At 66.8% G+C, this 21,530-nt stretch carries 15 protein-coding genes and 2 tRNA genes; 15 read left to right on the top strand and 2 right to left on the bottom strand.

The genetic code is table 11. The annotated features are described in order from the left end of the window. The first annotated feature begins 39 nt into the window (after window positions 1-39). The 8 genes from ABIC29_RS14735 to ABIC29_RS14700 all read left to right on the top strand — a co-directional run bounded on the left by ABIC29_RS14735 (window position 40) and on the right by ABIC29_RS14700 (window position 7,434). A complete protein-coding gene (locus tag ABIC29_RS14735) occupies window positions 40-1,131 on the top strand; it encodes an ABC transporter permease (RefSeq protein WP_116084989.1) in 1,092 nt (363 codons plus the stop codon). Next, on the top strand, window positions 1,131-2,210 hold the full coding sequence (locus tag ABIC29_RS14730; RefSeq protein ID WP_116084987.1) for an ABC transporter permease: 1,080 nt from the start codon (window positions 1,131-1,133) through the stop codon (window positions 2,208-2,210). Before ABIC29_RS14735 ends, ABIC29_RS14730 begins: the two co-directional genes overlap by 1 nt. After that, a complete protein-coding gene (locus ABIC29_RS14725; protein ID WP_116084984.1) occupies window positions 2,207-3,895 on the top strand; it encodes a dipeptide ABC transporter ATP-binding protein in 1,689 nt (562 codons plus the stop codon). The genes ABIC29_RS14730 and ABIC29_RS14725 overlap by 4 nt, the downstream gene beginning before the upstream one ends. Further along, complete coding sequence (locus ABIC29_RS14720; RefSeq protein WP_116084982.1) at window positions 3,895-4,752, top strand: ATP-binding cassette domain-containing protein; 858 nt, start codon at window positions 3,895-3,897, stop codon at window positions 4,750-4,752. The genes ABIC29_RS14725 and ABIC29_RS14720 overlap by 1 nt, the downstream gene beginning before the upstream one ends. Next, window positions 4,749-5,702, top strand: a complete 954-nt coding sequence (locus tag ABIC29_RS14715) for a D-isomer specific 2-hydroxyacid dehydrogenase family protein (RefSeq protein WP_354246542.1) — start codon at window positions 4,749-4,751, stop codon at window positions 5,700-5,702. Before ABIC29_RS14720 ends, ABIC29_RS14715 begins: the two co-directional genes overlap by 4 nt. Before the next feature lie 185 nt (window positions 5,703-5,887). Continuing rightward, a tRNA-Asn gene (locus ABIC29_RS14710) sits at window positions 5,888-5,963 on the top strand. Between the two features lie 497 nt (window positions 5,964-6,460). Beyond that, complete coding sequence (locus ABIC29_RS14705; protein ID WP_354247025.1) at window positions 6,461-7,132, top strand: AzlC family ABC transporter permease; 672 nt, start codon at window positions 6,461-6,463, stop codon at window positions 7,130-7,132. Beyond that, the gene (locus tag ABIC29_RS14700; RefSeq protein ID WP_116084976.1) at window positions 7,129-7,434 is read left to right on the top strand and encodes an AzlD domain-containing protein; all 306 of its coding nucleotides are present in this window, start codon (window positions 7,129-7,131) and stop codon (window positions 7,432-7,434) included. Before ABIC29_RS14705 ends, ABIC29_RS14700 begins: the two co-directional genes overlap by 4 nt. 72 nt (window positions 7,435-7,506) lie before the next feature. Here ABIC29_RS14700 and def read toward each other — a convergent pair whose 3' ends face one another. Next, window positions 7,507-8,073 (bottom strand): peptide deformylase, encoded by a 567-nt coding sequence (gene def, locus ABIC29_RS14695; protein WP_354246538.1) that lies wholly within the window; start codon window positions 8,071-8,073, stop codon window positions 7,507-7,509. Between the two features lie 39 nt (window positions 8,074-8,112). Between def and ABIC29_RS14690 the strand changes: the two genes are divergently transcribed. The 7 genes from ABIC29_RS14690 to ABIC29_RS14660 all read left to right on the top strand — a co-directional run bounded on the left by ABIC29_RS14690 (window position 8,113) and on the right by ABIC29_RS14660 (window position 21,134). Continuing rightward, window positions 8,113-9,030: a DMT family transporter gene (locus ABIC29_RS14690; protein ID WP_055858324.1), complete on the top strand. Its 918-nt coding sequence runs from the start codon at window positions 8,113-8,115 to the stop codon at window positions 9,028-9,030. A gap of 170 nt (window positions 9,031-9,200) precedes the next feature. Further along, a complete protein-coding gene (locus ABIC29_RS14685) occupies window positions 9,201-10,457 on the top strand; it encodes a glycosyltransferase (RefSeq protein WP_354246535.1) in 1,257 nt (418 codons plus the stop codon). Between the two features lie 10 nt (window positions 10,458-10,467). Continuing rightward, window positions 10,468-10,541: transfer RNA gene (locus ABIC29_RS14680), tRNA-Ile, on the top strand. Window positions 10,542-10,830: 289 nt separating this feature from the next. Beyond that, window positions 10,831-13,839, top strand: a complete 3,009-nt coding sequence (locus ABIC29_RS14675) for a LamG-like jellyroll fold domain-containing protein (RefSeq protein WP_354246532.1) — start codon at window positions 10,831-10,833, stop codon at window positions 13,837-13,839. Window positions 13,840-13,886: 47 nt separating this feature from the next. After that, the gene (locus ABIC29_RS14670; protein ID WP_354246529.1) at window positions 13,887-20,246 is read left to right on the top strand and encodes an RHS repeat-associated core domain-containing protein; all 6,360 of its coding nucleotides are present in this window, start codon (window positions 13,887-13,889) and stop codon (window positions 20,244-20,246) included. Next, a complete protein-coding gene (locus ABIC29_RS14665; protein ID WP_354246526.1) occupies window positions 20,243-20,647 on the top strand; it encodes a toxin-antitoxin system YwqK family antitoxin in 405 nt (134 codons plus the stop codon). Before ABIC29_RS14670 ends, ABIC29_RS14665 begins: the two co-directional genes overlap by 4 nt. Window positions 20,648-20,804: 157 nt before the next feature. After that, window positions 20,805-21,134, top strand: coding sequence for a hypothetical protein (locus ABIC29_RS14660; protein ID WP_354246523.1), 330 nt, complete (start codon window positions 20,805-20,807; stop codon window positions 21,132-21,134). 42 nt (window positions 21,135-21,176) lie between these two features. Here ABIC29_RS14660 and ABIC29_RS14655 read toward each other — a convergent pair. After that, a partial coding sequence (locus ABIC29_RS14655) for an integrase core domain-containing protein (RefSeq protein ID WP_502915495.1) occupies window positions 21,177-21,530 on the bottom strand: 354 nt, incomplete at its 5' end.

Below are 21,530 nucleotides of genomic sequence, written 5' to 3'. Positions count from 1 at the left end.
GCGGGTCGTCCCCGTTCCCCTGTACCCCCTGAGGAACCCATGAGCACTGTTGACACCATCTCCACGGCGGAGGGTCCCGCATCGGGGCGCCCCCGCACCAAATCGCAGGGCGGAGGTTTCGCCCGCTATCTCCTCGTCCGCTTCCTGCTGATCTTCCCGACGATCTTCATCCTCGTCACGCTCGTGTTCTTCCTCATGCGCACGACGGGTGACCCGATCACGGCGGCCCAGGGCGGCCGCCTGAGCCCCGAGGCGCTCGCAGAGCTGCGCGCAGCCGCGGGGTACGATCGCCCGATCCTGATCCAGTACCTCGAGTACCTGAGCCGCATCGCGGTCTTCGACTTCGGGTCGACGCTGACCACGAACCGTCCCGTGGTCGAGGTGCTCATGACGTACGGCCCCGCCACGTTCGAGCTCGTGTTCTACTCGCTCATCGTCGCGTTCTCGGTCGGCATCCCGCTCGGGCTCGCCGCCGCCTACTACCGAGACAAGGCGCCCGACGCCTTCTTCCGCGTGCTCGCCATCTTCTGGTACGCGGTGCCGATCTTCTTCGCGGGCCTCCTGCTGAAGCTCGTCTTCGCGGTCTGGCTCAAGTGGCTGCCCGTCGCCGGGCGAGCGAGCGTGGGCGCGGAGCTGCAGCTGCAGACGCTGCCCAACAAGACCGGCTTCTACACGATCGACGCCATCATGACCGGCAACCCGGCGGTGCTCGGCGACGTGCTCGCGCACGTCGTGCTGCCGGCGATCGCGCTGGGCCTGCTCACGGCGGGCATCTTCCTCCGCCTCGTGCGCACGAACGTCATCGGCACGCTGTCCACGGACTACGTGGATGCCGCGCGCTCGCGCGGCGTGGCCGAATCCCGTCTGCTGCGCAAGCACGCGTACCGTCCGGCCCTCATCCCGATCATCACGGTCATCGGCCTGCAGATCGCGCTCCTCCTCGCGGGCGCCGTGCTGACCGAGACGACGTTCGAGTGGAAGGGCCTCGGCTTCGCCCTGGCGGAGTTCCTCGAGTCGCGCGACTTCGTGGCGGTGCAGGGCATCGTGGTGCTCCTCGCGATCATCGTCGCGCTGACCAACTTCGTCGTGGACATCATCGCCGCGTTCATCGACCCGAGGGTGAGGTTCTGATGACCACGGCATCCGCAACCACCGTCCCCGCTCCGAAGCGGCGACTCCGCGACCGCCTGCCGGTCGTGCACCAGCTCCGTCAGAGCATGGGCCTGCAACGGGGCATGCTCGTCGCCGGTCTCGTCATGATGGCCGTCTTCATCCTGACGTCGTTCCTCGCGCCGGTGCTCGCGCCCTACGGGTTCGCGCAGCGGAAGGAAGACGGCGTCGCGTTCGGCACGCAGCAGCCGCCGTCGCTCGAGCACCCGTTCGGCACGACGGTCGGCGGCTACGACGTGCTCTCGCGCACGATCTGGGGCACGCAGACGGCGATCATCGTCATCGTCATCGCTGTGCTGCTCTCGATCTTCATCGGCGTCGCGCTGGGCCTCTACTCCGGCTACTTCGGCGGATGGCTCGACCGCGTGCTCGTCGTGATCTGCGACGCGATCTACGCGTTCCCGTCGCTGCTGCTCGCGATCGTCCTCTCGATCGTGATCTCGGGCGGCCAGTCCGACCTCTGGGGCGGCGTGCTCGCGGCGGCCGGGTCGATCACCGTCGTGTTCATCCCGCAGTACTTCCGCGTGATCCGCGCCGAGACGGTGCGCATCAAGGCCGAGGCGTACGTCGAATCGGCGAAGGTGCTCGGTGCCTCGAACTCGCGCATCGTGTTCAAGCACGTCTTCCGCAACGCGACGCGCACGCTGCCGCTCATCATCACGCTGAACTCCTCCGAGGCCATCCTCACGATGGCCGCGCTCGGCTTCCTCGGCTTCGGCATCGAGCCGACGGCAGCGGCCGAATGGGGCTACGACCTCAACAAGGCGCAGTCCGACGTCACGAGCGGCATCTGGTGGACCGCACTGTTCCCGGGGCTTGCGATCGTGTTCACGGTGCTCGGCATCACCCTGGTCGGCGAGAGCCTCAACGACCTCGCCGATCCGCGCCTGCGCGGGCGCCGACGCGTCGCCAAGGCTGCCGGCCTGGTCGCCGAGACCTCGGTCGTTCCCGGCGGCACTCTGACGGCCGGTCCAGGAGGTCTTGGAGGCCTCGAAGACGGCGAGACGTTCGACGAGCACGGAATCGAGGTCAAGCCATGAGCACGGTGGTCGACATCAGGAACCTCGGCGTCTCGTTCGCGACCGACGCCGGTGCGGTCAAGGCCGTCGACGACGTGTCGCTCACCGTGCGTGCCGGTGAGGTGCTCGCGATCGTCGGCGAGTCGGGCAGCGGCAAGACCGTGACCGCGAAGACGATCCTCGGGCTCCTGCCCGAGACCGCCACCACGAGCGGCGCGGTGCTGTTGTCCAACCGGGCCGGCACGCACGAGAACGACGTCATCTCGCTCTCGAAGCAGCGGCTCCGCGACGTTCGCGGCACCGATGTCGCGATGGTGTTCCAAGAACCGTCGACGGCGCTGAACCCGGTGTACACCGTCGGCTGGCAGATCATCGAGGGCATCCGCGCGCACGGCGAGGTCTCGAAGGCGGATGCCAGGGCCAGGGCCATCGAGATCCTCGGCCGCGTCGGCATCCCCGATCCCGAAGAGCGCATCGACCACTTCCCGCACCAGTTCTCGGGCGGGCAGAAGCAGCGCATCGTGATCGCGATGGCACTCGTGCTCGATCCGGGCCTCATCGTCGCCGACGAGCCGACGACCGCGCTGGATGTCACGGTGCAGGCCGAGATCCTCGACCTGCTGCGCCGGTGCCGCGACGAGTTCGGTGCCGCGATCGTGCTGATCACGCACAACATGGGCGTGGTCGCCGATCTCGCCGATCGGGTCGCCGTCATGTACCAGGGCAACCTCATCGAGCAGGCGACCGTCGGCGACCTGTTCGCCAACCCGCAGCAGGAGTACACGAAGGCGCTGCTGGCCGCGGTGCCCTTCGTCGGACACGGCACCGCGCGTGCCGAGGCCCGCGCCGCGGTCCGCCCCGATGGCTGGGCCGAGCAGACCCCGGTCGTGCAGGCCACTGGCCTCGAGATCGAGTACCCCGGTCGATTCGGCCGCACCGGATTCCGTGCGGTGAGCGGGGTCGACCTGGTCATCCGGCCGGGCGAGGTGCTCGGCCTCGTGGGCGAGTCCGGCTCCGGAAAGACGACCATCGGGCGTGCGATCGCGGGCCTCACGAAGGTCACGGGCGGGTCGCTCAGCGTGCTCGGTGCCGAGATGAACGGCATCCGGGAGCGCGAGTTCCGGCCGTTCCGAAGCCGCATCGGCTTCGTCTTCCAAGACCCCGCGTCGAGCTTCAACCCGCTCCTCACGATCGCGGAGTGCGTGGCGGAGCCGCTCATCATCCATGGCCGTGCGCGTGATGCGCGCGCCGCTCGAGCGCGCGTCGACGAACTCCTCGAGGCGGTCCAGCTGCCGAAGTCCTACGGCGACCGGTACCCGCACGAGCTCTCCGGAGGGCAGCGCCAACGCGCGAGCCTCGCCAGGTCGCTGGCCCTCGAGCCCGAGCTGCTCATCGCCGACGAGCCGACCTCGGCACTGGATGTCTCGGTGCAGGCGCGCGTGCTCGAGCTCTTCGCCGAGCTGCAGCGCGAGTTCGGGTTCGCGTCGCTGTTCATCAGCCACGACCTCGCCGTCGTCGACCTGCTCGCCGACCGCATCGCGGTGCTCTACCACGGCAAGCTCGTCGAGGAGGGCACCGGAAGCGAGGTGCTCGGTGCACCTCAGCAGCCGTACACGCAGCGGCTCCTCGCGTCGTTGCCGGTGCCCGACCCGGTCGCGCAGGCCGAACGTCGCGAGCAGCTCCGCCTCCTGCGGGCGGCCGACTGATGGTGCACGCGGAGCACGGGTTCCCGATCGTCGTGAGCGATCTCTCGCTCGAGTATCCGGCGAAGGGTCCGAGTCCGGCGCATGTCGCGCTGCACGGGCTCAGCCTCACGATCGCGCCGGGCGAGGTCGTCGGCCTCCTGGGCAGTGCGGGCAGTGGCAAGAGCACCCTCGCCAAGGTGCTCTCGGGTGAGGCCTTCGATCCGCGGTCGTCCGACTCGCGGCCGGTGATCACCGGTGGCGAGGCCTCCGTGCTGGGGCACCGGCTGCGCGGGCTGTCGAAGCGTCGCGTGCCCGAGCTCCGCTTCCACGTCGGCTACCTCGCCCAGGACGCCGGCTCCCGGCTCCCGGCCGACCGCAGCGTGGCCGAGATCATCGCCGAACCGATCCTCGAGCGCGACCGGCGTTACAACCGGCGAGCGCTCGAGACCCGGGTCGCGACGATGCTCGACAGCGTGCGGCTGCCGCTCGGCTACCTCGAGAAGTACCCCTATGAGCTGAGCGGCGGCCAGCGTCAGCGCGTGGCGCTCGCGCAGGCGCTCGTGCTCGGGCCGTCGGTGCTCATCGCCGACGAGCCGACGGCGGGCATCGACCTCACCGTGCGCGACGCGGTCGCGCAGCTCATCGGCGAACTGCGTGAGCGCCAGCGGTTCTCGGCGCTGCTGATCAGCCACGACCTGCCCGTGCTTCGCCGCACGGCCGACCGCATCGCGGTGCTCGACCGCGGCAACCTCGCCGCGCTCGGCACGATCGACGAGGTCTTCCACGACCCGAGCCACCCGTACGTCGCCGCACTCGCAGGGGCGCTCGACGACGGGCACGCGATCATCGACGAGCTCGACGGAGGCCTCGGAGCGTGACGGATGCCGATGGCACGGCCTCGGTCGTGAGCGGGGTCTCCGTGCTCCCGCACGCCGATGCGTCCGTCGTGGCCGCGGTGCGCCGTGCTGGCGGCGAGGTCGTGCCGCTCGGCGCCGGCACGCGCGGGGTCGTGTGGGTCGCGTCATCCGGTTCGAACGAACTCGACGACGTGTTGACGCGGCATCCGGATGTCTCGTGGGTGCAGCTGCCATGGGCCGGCGTCGACGCGTTCGCGCCGACGCTCGCGAGCTACCGCGACGACGGGCGAGTCTGGACGAGCGCGAAGCGATCCTACGCGCGACCCGTCGCCGAGCATGCGCTGATGCTCGCCCTCGGGGTGCTGCGCGAAGTCCCGCGGCGTGCGCGAGCGGCCGAGTGGCAGGCCGACGAGCGAGGTCGCAGCCTGTTCGGCCTGCGCGTGGTGATCGTGGGCGGCGGCGGCATCACCGAGGCGCTGCTGGCGCTGCTGCAGCCGTTCGGCGTGCACGTGACGGTCGTGCGCCGACGCGATGCACCGGTCGTCGGCGCCGCGCGCACGGTGACGGATGCCGCGCTCCACGAGGTGCTCGGCGATGCCGACCTCGTGTTCCTGGCGGCCGCGCTCACCGATCGCACGCGCGGCATGATCGGCGCCGCCGAGCTCGCGCTCCTGCCCGCCGGCGCCTGCCTCGTGAACGTGGCGCGGGGCGGCCTCGTGGACACCGACGCGCTCGTGGCCGAACTGGCGTGCGGACGGCTCGGGGGAGCAGGACTCGACGTGACCGATCCCGAACCGCTGCCGGCGGGACATCCGCTCTGGTCGCTCGAGAACGCCCTCGTCACGCCGCATGTCGCCGACACCGTCGAGATGACCGTGCCGCTGTTCGCCGAACGCGTCGCGGCGAACGTGGCGGCGTTCCTCGGCCGCGGCGAGTGGATCGGCCGCATCGACCTGCACGCCGGCTACTGAGTGCGCGGTGTGCGGCCCGACCTGCGGCGCACCCGGCGTGCGCTCAGGGAGCACGCGTAGCCTGAAATCACGTCTGGTCTGGGTCTCCATAGCGAGGCCACGACGGGCGGATTGTCGAGGGTCGCTCGAATTGGTCAGACGCGCGCTTCTTGCTAGAGTAAATCCGCTGCAACACGCACGCATGATCCTCCATAGCTCAATTGGCAGAGCAATCGGCTGTTAACCGATAGGTTCTTGGTTCGAGTCCAAGTGGGGGAGCCACACAGGCCCCGCGTTCTTCGGAATGCGGGGCCTTCTTCGTTACCGAGGCCTTCTGTTGCGGGGGCCTTCTGTTGCGGGGGCCTTCTGTTGCGGGGGCCTTCTTCGTTGCCGAGGTCGTCTTCGTTGCCGAGGTGGCCTGGCTGATCGGCCGGTCCCGGAGTCGCACTCGATCGGCCCTTTTCAGGACCACGGCGGTCAGAGCTGCATATTGCACGCATGACCGATGTGGTCCTGAAAAGGTGAGCGACGGGACCGCCGGGCGCGGACCGCCAGGCGGCCGGCTCGGGCGGGGCGGACCTGGCCTAGGCTTACCCGAGGTGTCGTTGCGACGGGTGGTCGGCGGCGCCGCCCCGGTCGAACGGGTCGACCGGCCGACGCTGCGGGAGGCGAACGTGCACGACGAACGCGCCGCCGCCGCCGACGCCGACGCAGGCGACGACGCCGGCTCCGGAGCCGGCGCGGAGGCCGGCGTCGACGCCGCTTCGGCGCGGTCGGCCGTGATCCGCGACTCGCTCTCGGTCGGGCTCGCCACGGCCGCCTACGGCATCTCGTTCGGGGCGCTGTCGGTGGCATCCGGGCTCGACGTCTGGCAGACGATGTTCCTCAGCCTCGTGATGTTCACGGGCGGCTCGCAGTTCGCCCTCATCGGCGTGCTCGCGGGCGGTGGCGCCGCGGCAGCAGGGCCGGCGATCGCGGCTGCGGCCCTGCTCGGCGTGCGCAACGTCGTCTACGGCATGCGCATGAAGCCGCTCGTCGACCGCCGAGGGCCGGTGCAGCGCGTCGCCGCGGCGTGGATCACCATCGACGAGTCGACGGCGGTCGCCCTCGCCCAGTCCGAGGACCGCTCGGCGCGTCTCGGGTTCTGGCTCACGGGTTCGATCGTCTTCGTCGGCTGGAACCTCACCACGCTCCTCGGCGCGCTGATCGGCGACGCGCTCGGCGACACGCGGGCCTGGGGACTCGACGCCGCTGCGGCTGCGGCGTTCCTCGGGCTCCTGTGGCCGCGCCTCAAGCGCTTCCAGGCCGGCGCCGTCGCCGTCGGAGCCGCGGTCGTCGCGACGATCACGACGCCCCTGCTCGTGCCCGGACTGCCGGTGCTCGTCGCCGCGGGCGTCGCCCTGCTCGTCGGCTGGTTCGACTGGTTCGACCGCAAGGGGCCGGCGACATGACGACCTGGCACGTGATCCTCATCGCCTCCGCGGCGACCCTCGCGTTGAAGCTCGGCGGCTACGTCGTGCCCGCCGGCTTCCTCGAGCGCGAACGGCCGGCGCGCATCGCCGACCTGCTCACGGTCGCGCTGCTCGCCGCGCTCATCGCCGTGCAGACGCTCGGCGCGGGGCAGGCGATCGTGCTCGACGCGCGCGTTCCGGCGCTCGTCGTGGCCGCCGCGCTCTACGCGCTCCGGGTGCCGTTCGTGGTCGTCGTCATCGTGGCCGCGGCGGTCGCCGCCGGCATCCGCGCCTTCACCTGAGCGCAGGTCACTCGAGCGGATGCCGCGAGGCGGCGACGTCCCTTCGTGCGCCGTGCGCGGGGCGGTGTCCGTTCAGCCCTCGAGGTCGTCGACGCCGGGCATCCACGAGACGCCGGGCTCGCCCCACCCCACCTTGCGGCTGATCTTCGCGACGATGCGCTGCTCCTTGTCGGTGAGCCGGTCGGTGTAAAGCGTGCCGTCGAGGTGGTCGAACTCGTGCTGGAAGATGCGGGCGAGCCAGCCCTCGGCCTCGATCTCGAACCGCTCGCCGTCGAGGTCGGTCGCCCGCAGCACGGCGCGATCGGCGCGGCGCAGCGGGAACCGCTCGCCCGGGAACGAGAGGCAACCCTCGGACTCGAGGTCGGGGTCGGGATGGCCGGGCGTCAGCGGCGAGATCCACAGCTCGGGGTTGATCGCCACGCCGCGCCACGACTGCTCGGACTCGTCGGTCCACGTGAACGTGAAGATCCGCAACGGCACCCCGACCTGCGGTGCGGCCAGGCCGACGCCCGGCGCGGCATCCATCGTCTCGTACAGGTCGCGTACGAGCTCGCGGATGTCGTCGTCGATCGTCACGACGGGGAGCGCGGGGGAGTGGAGCACCGGATCGCCGGTGATGCGAATGGGAAGCACGGCCATTCGCCAAGGATATCGACGCCGGGAGGGTAGGGTTTTTCCGTGGATCCTGAACTGAGCGACCTCACCGAGCAGATCGCCCTCGACCCCACCCAGTTCATCGGCATCCCGTTGGCGCTCATCGGCGCCGTCTTCCTGTCGCTCGGCGCCCAGTTCCAGCACCGCGGCGTGACCAAGGTCGAGGCGCACACCCGCGACTCGCTCGGCACGGGCCTCGGACTCAACCAGCTCTGGCTCCTGCTGTCGCGACCCTCGTGGGTCATCGGCACGCTCATGCTCGGCCTCGCGATCGTGTTCCAGCTCTCGAGCCTCTACTTCGCGCCGATCATCGTCGTGCAGCCGCTCGGTGCGATCGCCCTCGTGATCACGTCGATCCTGAACTCGCGCGTCAACAAGGTGAAGCTCAACTCGAAGTCGATCACCGCGATCGTGATGTGCGTGGGCGGCGTGTTCCTGTTCGTGGGCGTCGCGGCGTTCACCGCGGTCGACAAGCCCGTCACCGAACGCCAGCTGATCGTCATCCTCTCGCTCCTCGCGCTCGTGCTCGTCGCGGCCGGCCTCGCGTTCTGGTTCTTCCGCAGCCGCATTCGGGCCGTCTTCTACGTGATCATGGCCGGCGTGCTCTACGGCTTCGTCGCCACGCTCGCCAAGGTCGTCATCGGCCGCGTGCAGCAGGGCGAGTTCGAGTGGCTGACCTTCGCCTGCGTGATCGGCCTGCTCCTGGCGACCGCGCTCGGTGCGTACTTCGTGCAGAACGCCTACGCGTCGGGTCCGCCCGACCTGGTGATCGCGGGGCTCACGGTCGTCGACCCGATCGTGGCCGTGCTGATCGGCATCGTCGTGCTCGGCGAGGCGTCGCAGGCCGGCATCTTCGCGAATGTGACGTTCGCCATCGCCGGCGCGATCGCGGTGTGGGGCGTGTTCCTGCTCGCGCGCAACCACCCGCAGACCAGGCTCTGACGAGACACTGACGCGGCCCCGACGACCTTCGACCCTCGGCGACATGCCCGTGAAGCCGCTGACGAAGCCGATTGCATAGACTATCTTCGAACTCATCGCCCGCGAACATCCCTGCGCCGTGGCGAGATCGGCCGAATCGGCCGCCCCAGAATTGTGAGGAACATCTCCACGTGTCTGACACTCCCGGTGCGACATCCGCCAGTGCCGCTGACCGCGCAGAGCCGGAACGTCCGCTCAGAATCCTGATCGGCGCCGACACCTTCGCCCCCAACGTGAACGGCGCCGCTCGCTTCGCCGAGCGGCTCGCCGCCGGCCTCGTCGAGCGCGGCCACGAGGTGCACGTCGTCGCCCCTGCCGCGAGCCGCAAGAACGGCACCTGGCCCGAGGTGCACGAGGGGCAGGAGATCACCGCCCACCGCCTCTACAGCTGGCGCTGGTTCCCCCACGACTGGCTGCGCTTCGCGCTGCCGTGGCGCATCAAGCAGAACAGTGCCCGCATCATCGATGCCGTGAAGCCCGACGTCGTGCACTTCCAGTCGCACATCATCGTCGGGCGAGGTCTCTCGATCGAGGCGGAGAAGCGCGGCATCCGCATCGTCGGCACCAACCACTTCATGCCAGAGAACATGCTGGAGTTCACCCTGCTGCCCAAGGCCTGGCAGGACTGGGCCGTCGGCCTCGCATGGAAGGCGGCCGGGCGCACCTTCGGCCGCGCCGAAGCGGTCACGACGCCGACCCTCAAGGCCGCGCAGTTCCTCGAGAAGCACACGGGGCTCCGCGACGTGCACGCCATCTCGTGCGGCATCGACGCGCACAAGTACTCCCCGAACTGGGAGCCGCGCACCGAGAACCGCATCCTCTTCGTCGGCCGCGTCACGGGCGAAAAGCAGATCGACGTGCTGCTGCGCGCGCTCACCCTGCTTCCTGCCGAACTCGACGCGAAGGTCGAGATCGTCGGCGGCGGCGACCAGAAGCGCAACCTCGAGAACCTCGCGACCGAGCTCGGCATCGCCGACCGGGTCACCTTCACCGGGTACGTGACCGATGACGAGCTCAGACAGGCCTACCACCGCGCGTCCGTGCTCGCCATGCCCTCGATCGCCGAACTCCAGAGCATCGTCACCATGGAGGCCATGGCCTCTGCCCTGCCCGTGGTCGCGGCCAACGCCATGGCGCTGCCGCACCTCGTGCATGACGGCGAGAACGGCTACCTCTTCGAGCCGAGCAACCCCGAAGACCTGGCGGCAAAGCTCCGCACGGTGCTCGAGGCATCCTCCGACGACTACAACGCGATGAAGGCGTCGTCGCTCAAGTACATCAAGGCCCACGACATCACCCGAACGCTCGATACGTTCGAGAGTCTGTATCGTGGTCAGCGCGTGACCGATCCGGTCACCGAGTCGATGCCGGTCATACTGCCCGACTGACGTCGCTCGAGGGGCGGTAGCTCAGCCGGTTAGAGCAGTGGACTCATAATCCATCGGTCGCCAGTTCAAGTCTGGTCCGCCCCACAAATGCTATCCGATCAGGTGTTTTGGTCGCTTTAGACGGTTCGAGCGCAATGGTCTTTGGCTGCTCGTCAGCTGATCTCTCCGTCTAGTGGGCTTAGCGTCGACAACGCGCTGAGCCGAGTTTGATGCGTGGAATCCTCGTGGCCTGTGCCCCTCACTCGGGGGTATGTGGTGGATGATGGATGGCCTGTAAGTTCGTCGGGATAGTCACGTGTCTTCGACCCGAACCCTACGGTTGCCCTGCCCGACAGGTTGCACGACGCTGCGCGTGAATGCTAACCCCTGCGTCGTGCTGTTGAGCATCGGTGTGTGTTCGAAAGGGCCGTTGTTGAGGTCGTGGTTTGTGGTGCGCTGGCACCGGCGTGTTCTGGTTGGTCTTCTTGTTCTGGGTTTGCTCGCGGTGGCGGTCGTATCTTTTGTGGCTCGCGATGCGGCGGGTCACTCTGATGCCGAGATGTTCGATTGTTCCGTGCTGGAGGCGCGGTCGTTCGATGCTGCTGGGCCGAAGGCGCGGGCATGTGAGGCCGACGTTGAAGTCGTCGGTGAACGTTCCTCGTCGCAGACGATGTGGGCTACCCCACGGGGGACGACCAGGTTGGAGGTCGCCAGCGTGCCGGTGCGGACGGATGTGTCGGGTCCGTGGGCTGATATTGATCCTGTCGTCGAAGGTACGCCGGGAGAGAGTGTCCTCAGCGTGGCGTCGCCGGTCTACCCGATCGAGTTGAATGCTGGTGGTTCGGCGGGCAGTGGTCAACCGCTCGGGTCGATTACTCGGGAGGACGGGCGACTGGACGTGTGGTTCCCGGCTGAGCTACCGGTGCCCGAGTTGCAGGGCTCGCGGGTCAGCTATGACCTCGCGGAGGGTGTTCGTCTTGTGGTATCGATCAACGCGCAAGCGAGTGGATTCGTGCCGGTCGTGGTACTCGCTGACGCGCAGGCGTATGAACGGTTTCGGGTGTTGGTTGATCAGCATCCAACGACTGGAGGGTCGACCGGCTCTGGGGATCTGGTCTTTTCGACGAAGCTCTCTGAAGGCCTTCGACTGAGCTTGGATCACGACGGATCTGTTCGAATGCTCGATGAAGCAGGCGAAGTCGCGTTCTTCTCACCGCCTCCGCTGATGTGGGACTCGGCAGGCGGGAGCGTTGATGCGGCCGCGGTTGGTGACGAGCCTGGCAGTGTCGATCGGGTGACTGCGCCTGGACTTGGCGACAGGGTCGAGTCGATGCGTGCCGAGGTTCGTGATTCACAGATTGTCGTGACCCCAGATTCGGGCATGGTGACGAGTCCCGATACGGTGTGGCCCGTATACATCGATCCGGGATTCACGGCCAATCTTGCGGCGGAGCGAGTCGCAATCCGTACCGGTGGGTACACCGGGACGCTCTATAACTGGGACACGGTGGGAGGGGAAGGCGCGGGATACTGCACCGATCTCGCGACGTGCAACACCACGTTCAAACAGCGCTTGATTTGGGAGTACTCAGATCTCTCCCTGATCACGTCGCTTGCGAGCAGCGACATCATCTCCGCCGGCTTCACCGTCTACGGCACACATTCGGCGAGTTGCACGGCGACCACGACTGACCTTCACATGCTGGGCAACGTCTCGGCTGCGACAACATGGGGGTCGCTTGAGTGGGCAGACGCGAACCGGATCGACTCTCGGACGGAATACCACAGTGCGTCCTGCGGGAACGCCGGGTGGAGGACGTTCAACGTGACGTCGGCTGCGCGGACGTTCGCGGACAACGACAGCTGGTCGACGTTGTCTCTGGGGTTGAAGGCACGCGACGAATCGAGCATGACGAGTTGGAAGCGATTCGGCCACGACGCGAAACTCTCAGTCGAGTTCAATCGTGCGCCGAACATCCCCACCGGGATGATGATGACCTCACCGGTGGCGCAATGCGACGGGTGGGTGGCTTCCCTCACGCCGCAGCTCTCGGCGGTGATGTCTGACCCTGATGGCGGCAACTTGAACCCACAATTCACCGTCGTGACTGCTGGCAACGGGAATGATGTTCGCTGGGATAGCGGCTGGATGCAGGTGATCGGGGCGTCGCAGTCGCGATTCACGTCGACGGTTCCTTCAGGTGTTCTCGTTGACGGAAACTCCTATGCTTTCCATGCCCGCGGCGGTGATGGCGCGCGCGGCGGCGAATGGTCGCCGTGGTGCGGATTCTCAGTGGACGTGACGAAACCCGTCATCCCTGTGGTTGCTGCGGGAGCCGTTGGAATCCAGGCCGTGTATCTTCCCGATCTCGAGCGCGGCGGCGTGGGCCTGGCGGGCACGTTCGCGTTAGATCGTGGGAGCTCTTCGGATGTGGTGGCGTTCCGCTACGGATTCAACGATCCGTCCACGCCGTCGTCGATCAGCGTGGCTGGCGACGGCTCGGCGTCCGTGTCGTTCACGCCAACCAGTGCGGGACCGGTGACCCTGACCGTCGTATCCGTGGATCGTGCCGGCAACCGTTCATCACCACGGGAGTACCGCTTCAAGGTTGCGTCGCCGGTTGAGGATGTGATTTGGAAGTTGGATGAGAACACTGGTTCAAGTGCTGCAAATTCGGGGCCGAAGGTCGCGGGGCCGTTGACGGTTTCGGGTGCGGGTTGGGTTGCGGGCCCGCATCAGGTGTTCGGGTCGCGTGGTGATGATTGGGCGCTGAGTTTCGACGGGGTGAATGATGCGGCATCGTCTGGTGGCCCGGTGTTGGACACGTCGAAGTCGTTCACGGTGTCCGCGCACGTGTTGTTGACCGGTTCGAAGCTCGGGCTGGGCGATTACACGGTGTTGTCTCAGGACGGGTTGACGCAGTCCGCGTTCCGGTTGGGGTATCGCGCGAATTGTGGTGATGGTGGGGATTGTTGGTCGTTCGGGATGCCGGACACGAGTTCCGGGGCAACCGTGGTGTCGGCGACTTCGGCCACGGTGACGGCAGATGAGTGGGTGCATTTGGTCGGTGAGCATGACGCGACGAACAAGACGGTGCGGTTGTGGGTTTGCGAGGTCGGGACACCGGCGCGGCTCGCGACCGGGGATCCGCTCGGGAGTGCGCCAGTGCTTCGTGGGGGGAGTGCGTGGAGATCACCGGGCGCGTTCGCAGTCGGTCGAGGACAGGCCGGTGGTACCAGTGCGGGGTGGTGGCCAGGTCGGATCGACAACGTTCGAGTTTTCTCAGGTCAGGTGACGGATGCGTCCAAGCTGCGGCGGTTGTGTCAGGGTGCCGAGGCGGAGGACTTCGGACAGGGCACTGGCGCGTTCGACGCGGTCGACCCGACCGTGGGTGAGCAGTGATGCCGAATGTGCGCGCGGACGGGCTTCGCAGGAGTGGATGGCTGACCATGAATGAGGTGCGTTTGCGCGAGCGGTTGATGTTGACGGTGGCCGGCGTCCTGGTGGTCGTGCTCGGCGTGGATCCGGGCATGCTCGGAGTCGCGTCGTCATCGGCCGCGCAGGCGGCGGCGAGCGGTGTGATCGATGAGTCACGGGCGCAGAACCTTGCGGCGGCAGAAGCGAGCCTCGGGATGGAGGTGCCGGCTGCGTCCGTCCCGCTGACCGGACCGGGCGAGGATCCAGCCGCGCAAGCGGTTCCTTTGGAATTGCCGTCCACGCTTCCGAGCGCCGCCGAGACGACGGTTGACCTTCCACGTGGCGAGCAGACAACGGGCACTGGGGCGGCCGTGCCGCTCGAGCTCGGCGGGATGTCGGTGACGGTCGCACCCGTCGAGGGAGAGGCGGCGCCCGAGCGTGTCTCGGTCAAGGTCCTCGACCAGGCGAGCACCGAACAGGCCGGCGTCACCGGTGTCCTGCTCGAGGTAACGGATGCCTCGGAGACGCCAGCGACCGGTGATCAGCTCGTCGAACTGTCGGTCGCGTATGCGGCGTTCGCCGGAATCGGCGGCGGGGACTGGGCATCCCGATTGCAGGCCGTGTGGGTTCCCGACTGTGCATCCTCCGAGGAGTCCAGCTCGGAGTGTCGTCCGGTGCCGTTGCAGAGCACCCGCGACGAAACCGCGCAGACCGTGACCGTGACCGTGCCCGTGAATTCGAACACCTCGGTGAGTGGGTCGGCGCCCGCGATGCTGCGGGGAACAACGACCGCTGCCGCGTCGAACAGTTCATCGGGTGGGTCCGTGGGTATCGGGTCCGGTGTCGCCGGGCCGCTCGGGGATTGGTCCGCGACCTCCCTCGCACTGTCATCGACCTGGGGTACGTCCGGGGCGACGGGCGCGTTCACGTGGGCGTATCCGATGCGGGTGCCGAAGGTGCCGGCCGGGCCGTCACCGGCGGTGTCGCTGTCGTACACGTCAGCCGTGTCTGATGGACGAATCGCGTCGACGAACAATCAGTCGGGACTGATCGGTGAGGGCTTCGACATCGGTGGCAGTTTCATCGAGCGGACTTACACGTCGTGTTCGAAGGATGAGACGGCTGGTGCGAACAACATCGACCTGTCCGCGCCGGATCTGTGCTGGGGGACCGAGAACGCGACGCTGTCGCTGAATGGTGGCGGGTCCGATCTGGTCAAGGACAAGACGACCGGGACGTGGCATCCGAAGCAGGACGATGGCACCCGGATCGAGCAGGTTCCCACCGGTGGAGCGAAGGGGGAGTACTGGAAGGTCACCACGACCGATGGCACCCAGTACTTCTTCGGACAGCAAGCCGATGCTGCGTCGGCGTGGACGGTGCCCGTCTTCGGCAATCACGCCGGCGAACCCGGGCATGCGTCCGCGTTCAAGGACTCATCGACCGAGCAGGTGTGGCGGTGGAACCTGGACCGTGTCGTCGACCCCTCAGGCAACACGGCGGCGTACTTCTACACGACCGAGTCGAACAAGTACCGGCCGTTCTACGGCGACACGGCCATGTCGTATATTTCGGGCGGCTACTTGAGCCGGGTCGAGTACGGCACCCACGCCGACGATGGTGTCAGCAACGCGCCGGCGAAGGTCGAGTTCACGAACACTCCCCGATGCATCACGGACCTCGCGGTCCCGGACTCGTGGTGTTCCAGCGGGCAGTCCTCAACGACTGGGTTCCATTGGCCCGACACCCCGGTGGATCTGATCTGCGAAACCGCGACGGCATGTGAGACGTACGCGCCGACGTTCTTCAACCGCACCCGCCTGTCGAAGGTCTCGACCTCGGTCAGCGACGGCAGCAACTATGTCCCGGTCGATTCGTGGACGCTGTCGCAGCGGTTCGTTCCGCAAGGCGATGGCATCGGCCTCGAGTACGCGACGGGCATCATGCTCCGGCTCGAAGCCGTCACCCACACCGGTCAGGGCGGATCCCGGGCGGATGTCACCCTCCCCGCGGTCAAGTTCTCCTACACGGCGTTGAAGAACCGGGTCGAGGTCGCTGACACCGGTGCGGACGGGCTGTGGCGTCATCGGGTGACGAGCGTGCGAACCGAATCCGGGGGCCGCGTCAGTGTGAACTACACCACGCGCTGCGTGGACGGGTTGACGGCCGATCCGGCCACGAACTCCAACCTCTGCTTCCCCGTGAAGTGGAACGATGGCACCCCGCGCACCGATTACTTCTACAAGTACGTCGTCGACACCGTCGTCGAGGGCGACAGCAGCCTCGAAGCGAACAGCCCCGAGCTGATCACGGGCTCCCTTGCCGTGGTGACTCGGTACGACTACACCGGTGCGGCATGGAAGTGGGTCAAGCCCGACTCCCCGCTGATCGATGACGCGGACAAGACCTACTCCGAGTTCCGCGGTGCGAAACAGGTCACCACGATCTCCGGCGATGGCAGCACACCCCAGACCCGCACGGTGACCAGCTACTACCGCGGAACCGGCGAAACACTCACCAGCCCGATTGCGAGCATCGGCTCCGTCGTGGACCACGATCGTCTCGCTGGCGAGGTCTTCTCGTCCACACAGCTGAACGGCAGCACCAAGGTCTCCGAGACGGTGAGCACGTTCGGTGACCCCGTGACTGTCGCGACCAGTGCCCACGATTCCGGGTATCTCTCAACCCGTATCCCCTCGGAATCGGTCGATGTGGTCACGTACCGGGCCTCCGGGGCCGAAGAGCATCACACCAGGACGACGACGAAGTTCAACGCGCTGAGCCAGCCCACCAGCGTCGATGACCGCGGGGACACCACGACCGCGACCGACAACGTCTGCACGACCACGACGTATGCCCACGACGCTGACCAGACCCTCGCGGGCAAGCACCTAGTGGCACTGCCGTCCGACCTCGAGACGGTGGCGAAGGCCTGCGACGAGCAGCCGCAACGCCCGGCGGACGTGATCACCGCATCGAAGCTCAGCTACGACAGCTCTGGTCGGCCTACGAAGGTCGAGGCCATCGACCCGAACGACGGCGACGGGTACATCACCGCGTCGACGACGAAGTACGACACCCGCGGCCGCGGGACCGAAACGGCGGATGCGACGGGACAGAAAGTCACGACGGCGTTCACCGCGTCGCCGGGCGGGCTCGTCGCAGAAACCACGACGACCAACCCGCTCGGGCACATCAATTCCACCAAGTTCGACCCAATCCTCGGCGCCCCGATCCGATCCACAGACGCCAACGGGCGAGCAACCCACGGCACCTACGATGCCCTGGGCCGGTTGAGCACAGTCACCTACCCGCAACACTCAGACGCGGGGCCCCCGTCGTTGGAATACGACTACACCGTTCAGGCCAACGGGCTCAACGCCGTGATCACGAAAACGATCTCAGCTGACGGCAAGAGCCAGCACGCCAGCGCGGCCCTCTACGACGGCCTGATGCGCCCGTTCCAGACCCAGCAGCAAGGACGCGGATCCGGGTATCCCGACCTTGGACGGATGGTCGCGCACACCCGGTACGACTCCGCCGGCCGGGTCATCGAACAGACCGAGCCCTGGTGGGTCGAAGACGACGTGTCCGCCAAACCGGAGGTCAAACCGGCCGACACGTCCGGGCACACCACCTACGAGTACGACGCGGCCGGGCGCCAGACGGCGCAGATCTTCTGGGTAGGCACCGACTCCAGCCTCGTCCACGAGAAATGGCGCACCGTCACGAGCTACGACGGCGCCACGACCTGGCAGATTCCGCCGATGGGTGCAACGCCGACGACCACCACGGTCGACCCGCGTGGGCGGACCGTCGAGTTGACCCAGTACCACCGCGACCCCGACACGAATATTGCGGCGACGACCCAGACCGAGCTGAACAAGCTCGAGAAGTCCACGACCACGTACGGCTATGACCACGCCGGCTCGCTGAACCGCATGGTCACAAACAACGTGGAGTGGTCTTACGAGCATGACTGGGCTGGGCGGCAGATCTCGGCGACCGACCCCGACGCCGGGCAGACGTCGTCGACGTACGACGTCCTCGGGCGGGTGAGCACCCGTACCAACGGCAACGGTCAGACGCTCGGGTACACCTATGACGCGCTCGGCCGTACGACGAGTATCCGGGATGGGTCGCCGGCCGGCAGCATCCGTGCGTCGTGGGAGTACGACACCGTCCTGAAGGGCGTACTCACCAAGTCCACCCGCTTCGCCGGCGGGCAGGCGTACACGACCCGCACGGACGGGTGGGACACTGCGTACCGTCCGACCTCGACGACGCTCGAGCTGCCCAACACTGGGGTGTTCGCGAACCTGCAGTCCCGAACCATCACGACCAGAATGGATTACACGGTCGATGGGCAGGCCGCGAAGATCACCTACCCGGCCGTCGTCGACTCCCGGGGGAAGATGATCCTCGGTGCTGAGGCGGTGACCACGGTCTACGACGCGGCATCCTCGATGCCGTCCTGGATGAGTGGCGGCTTCGGATGGGGCGTCTACGTCGCGGCGTCGCGGTTTGCCGCCGACGGGCGCCCGCTGTTGGCTGACCTCGGGAACACGTACGGGTCCGTCGTGTCGTACCGGTACGAAGACGGCACGAAGCGATTGTCGGGTATCAGCGTCGACCGCGAACGCATCGACGGTACTGAGCTCAACCTGGCGTACGCGTACGATCAGGCCGGAAACGTCACCAACATCGCGGATGCCCCGACGAGTCCGAAGCTGTCGGGTGCGGCGTTCAAGGACACCCAGTGCTTCAACTACGACGGTCTGACGCGGTTGCAGACTGCGTGGACGCCGACCGACGGGAACTGCACGCAGGCGCCGGCAGCTGGGGCGATGGGTGGGGCGGCACCGTACTGGACTGGTTTCACGTACGACGTGCTAGGCAACCGCACCGAGCAGACCAGCACCACTCAGAACGGCACCGCGAAGACCACAACCTACGCGTACGGGGTCGGTGCGGCCGGACCGCACGCGGTGACCTCCGCCACCGTGGATGGTGTCGCCGCCACGTACACGTATGACGACGCGGGCAACCGGGTGACCGCGAAGACCGGTGGTGTCACCACCGGGTACACCTGGGACGTCGAGGGCGAGCTCACGACGACCGGGGACACGTCGAACGTGTACGACGCCGACGGAAACCGGATCGTGCGTACCGACGCGAACGGCACCACCGTGTACGCCGGCGGTCAAGAGATCCGTATCAAGACCAACGGCACTGTGGAAGCGACCCGCTACTACACGTTCAGCGGGCAGACCGTCGCAGTGCGCACCGACCGTGGCCTCGGCAACGGCGTCACCTCCCTGGTCGCTGATCATCACGGGACCCCGGTCGCGGCGATCCCGAACGGCGGCCACCCGGCCAAGACCGCCATCAGCCGGCTCTACACCACCCCATTCGGTGCGACGCGTGGGGCGTCCGACGCCTCGACCGTTCCAGGCGATACCCAGTTCCTCGGCAAAACCCGCGACGGAACCACAGGGTTGACCCTGCTCGGCGCCCGCTACTACGACGAAACCATCGGCGGCTTCATCAGCGTCGACCCCGTCCTGGACCTGACCGACCCGCAGCAATGGAACGCCTACGCCTACTCAGGCAATAATCCGCTTACTTACTCTGATGCGTCGGGTCTCCTCATGGTCGGACCCACGGACGGCAGCACCTATAACCCACGCACAAAGAAGGTCACAACCAATACCATCAACAGTTCGTCGGCTGATGCGATCCGGGACAGTGTGGCGGCGCGGCTGGCGGCCGTGGTTGAGTCATTCGATAGCGCCTGCTCGCGGCTGTCGGCGTCGACGACTCTCGCCGCATGCGGCAGCCAGCGAGACTTCAAGCGCGACCTGAGATACATCGGTGAAACGGCGCGAGCGACAAGCCTGTCGGCACTTGAGATGGTGGGCACCTATCCCCTCGCTGGCGGTGTCGGACTGTTTTGGCGGGGGATCGCCACCGGCAGTACCAGGGGTGGCACCGCAGGAACACGACTGGTTTCGGCCGTGGAAGGTGAATCGACGCGGGTCGTGGCGTCGCAATCCATCAGACAGCGAGGCCCCGTTTTGTCTGGAGCCTTGGACCGAAAGTCTGGCGAGATCTTCTTCGGTCAGAACACCGGGGTTCCAACGCCGCTCAACAGCAATATGAAGGCTGCGATAGACGCCTTCCCTGGTCCGGCAGCGGCGGGAAAGGGAACCCCTGGAACACATGCCGAAATCAACGCGATTAACCAGGGACTCTTCGCTCGACCAGGGTCAACGATTTCTGACTTCGTGTTGTATAGTGTGCGGTTGCGCGGCGCTCAACAGGGTAGCCAGATCATGATGTGCCAGAACTGCGCGGGCATTCTCAACGGTGCGGAGGATATATTCCGATGAACAACGGACCAGTAGTTTCCGACGCAGAGCTAGATTACGACTCTGACCTCGTCTGCACGTTCGGCGGCGCCCCATTTACTGGCACAGCCTTCGAGGAGTCGCCAAGTCTGGGAAGATCGGAGATTTCGTACCGAGACGGACTCCAGGATGGACTGGCTCGAGATTGGTACCCAACAGGCATGCTCAAGGGCGAGTCGGAGTTCGTTCAAGGTGAACTACACGGTGCCGTGAGGGAGTACCGGCCGGATGGACAGTTGGCCGAAGAGTCCCGCTACGAGTACGGGATTCGCGTACTCCATCGTGTCTATTCACCTGACGGATCCGTCATCGAGGCATCGGAAATCAACGCGACCAGTGAGGAAGCCGACCTTCTCCTGAGACTGCGCCGGGAGCGTGGGTAGGTCGACCGTGCGCGCGCACGGTCGCGAGTCCATGCAGGCTCGACTCGCAAACCGACTGCTCGGGGTTAGGCCGAAAGCAGAGCTTTAGATCGCCCAAACTGATCCGCCGAGGAGGCGCGAAGTGATACCTACCGTCCGGGTGTCCGCTCCCAACAGCATGCTCCTGGTTCTGGATCCGCTCACCGGCGAAGTTCCAGAACGCATAGGTGGGAGCTCGGTCGCCTTCACGTCGTCGGGGCTCGCTATTGGGACCGTGTCAGAATTCGATGGCGAGACTGAAGTGCACATCGAGATTCCCAGTGATGCGCCCGGCGGGGAACCCGCTTCTCTCGTCTGGGAAGGCGAGCTAGAAACCAGCGGTCGTCTTGCCCTGATGACCATCTACAACGAAGCGCTGCTTGAAGTTGAGGCCGCCCCCAAGGTGCGAGTTCAGGTCTGGGCCAACGATGAAAGCGGGCCAGACGTCATCTGGATTGCTCTCGTCTGACTCGTTGACCTGATTCCCTTTGAATCGGCCTGACTTTCGTTCCTATCGGGAGCCTTGTCCGGCAGGTGCCGGGTGGGCTGATTCCAGGTCAGCGTAGTACGCCTGCTCGACCTCGATCGGGGTGCGCATGTCGAGCTCGCCGTGGAGTCGCTGGTTGTTCCACCACCACACGTACTCGAGGGTCGCGAGCTCGACCTGCTCGACGGTTCTCCACGGGCCGCGCTGACGGATCAGTTCGGTCTTGTAGAGGTTGTTGATCGCCTCGGCCAGGGCGTTGTCGTAACTGTCGCCGACCGTTCCTGTCGACGGGACGGCGCCGAGTTCGACGATCCGGTCGGTGTAGACCATCGCCATGTAGTTCGACCCGTGGTCCGAGTGATGCGTCAGCCCGGTCAG

Origin of the sequence: Agromyces sp. PvR057, from assembly GCF_040547485.1 — a bacterium.
Classification (GTDB): domain Bacteria; phylum Actinomycetota; class Actinomycetes; order Actinomycetales; family Microbacteriaceae; genus Agromyces.
This window is presented reverse-complemented; position numbering and strand designations above follow the sequence as displayed.

Bases quoted from the DNA above. Each gene is read 5' to 3' on its own strand.
- ABIC29_RS14735 (WP_116084989.1), top strand. From the start codon at position 40: ATGAGCACTGTTGACACCATCTCCACGGCGGAGGGTCCCGCATCGGGG.
- ABIC29_RS14730 (WP_116084987.1), top strand. From the start codon at position 1,131: ATGACCACGGCATCCGCAACCACCGTCCCCGCTCCGAAGCGGCGACTC.
- ABIC29_RS14725 (WP_116084984.1), top strand. From the start codon at position 2,207: ATGAGCACGGTGGTCGACATCAGGAACCTCGGCGTCTCGTTCGCGACC.
- ABIC29_RS14720 (WP_116084982.1), top strand. From the start codon at position 3,895: ATGGTGCACGCGGAGCACGGGTTCCCGATCGTCGTGAGCGATCTCTCG.
- ABIC29_RS14700 (WP_116084976.1), top strand. From the start codon at position 7,129: ATGACGACCTGGCACGTGATCCTCATCGCCTCCGCGGCGACCCTCGCG.
- def (WP_354246538.1), bottom strand. From the start codon at position 8,073: ATGGCCGTGCTTCCCATTCGCATCACCGGCGATCCGGTGCTCCACTCC.
- ABIC29_RS14670 (WP_354246529.1), top strand. From the start codon at position 13,887: ATGAATGAGGTGCGTTTGCGCGAGCGGTTGATGTTGACGGTGGCCGGC.
- ABIC29_RS14665 (WP_354246526.1), top strand. From the start codon at position 20,243: ATGAACAACGGACCAGTAGTTTCCGACGCAGAGCTAGATTACGACTCT.
- ABIC29_RS14660 (WP_354246523.1), top strand. From the start codon at position 20,805: ATGCTCCTGGTTCTGGATCCGCTCACCGGCGAAGTTCCAGAACGCATA.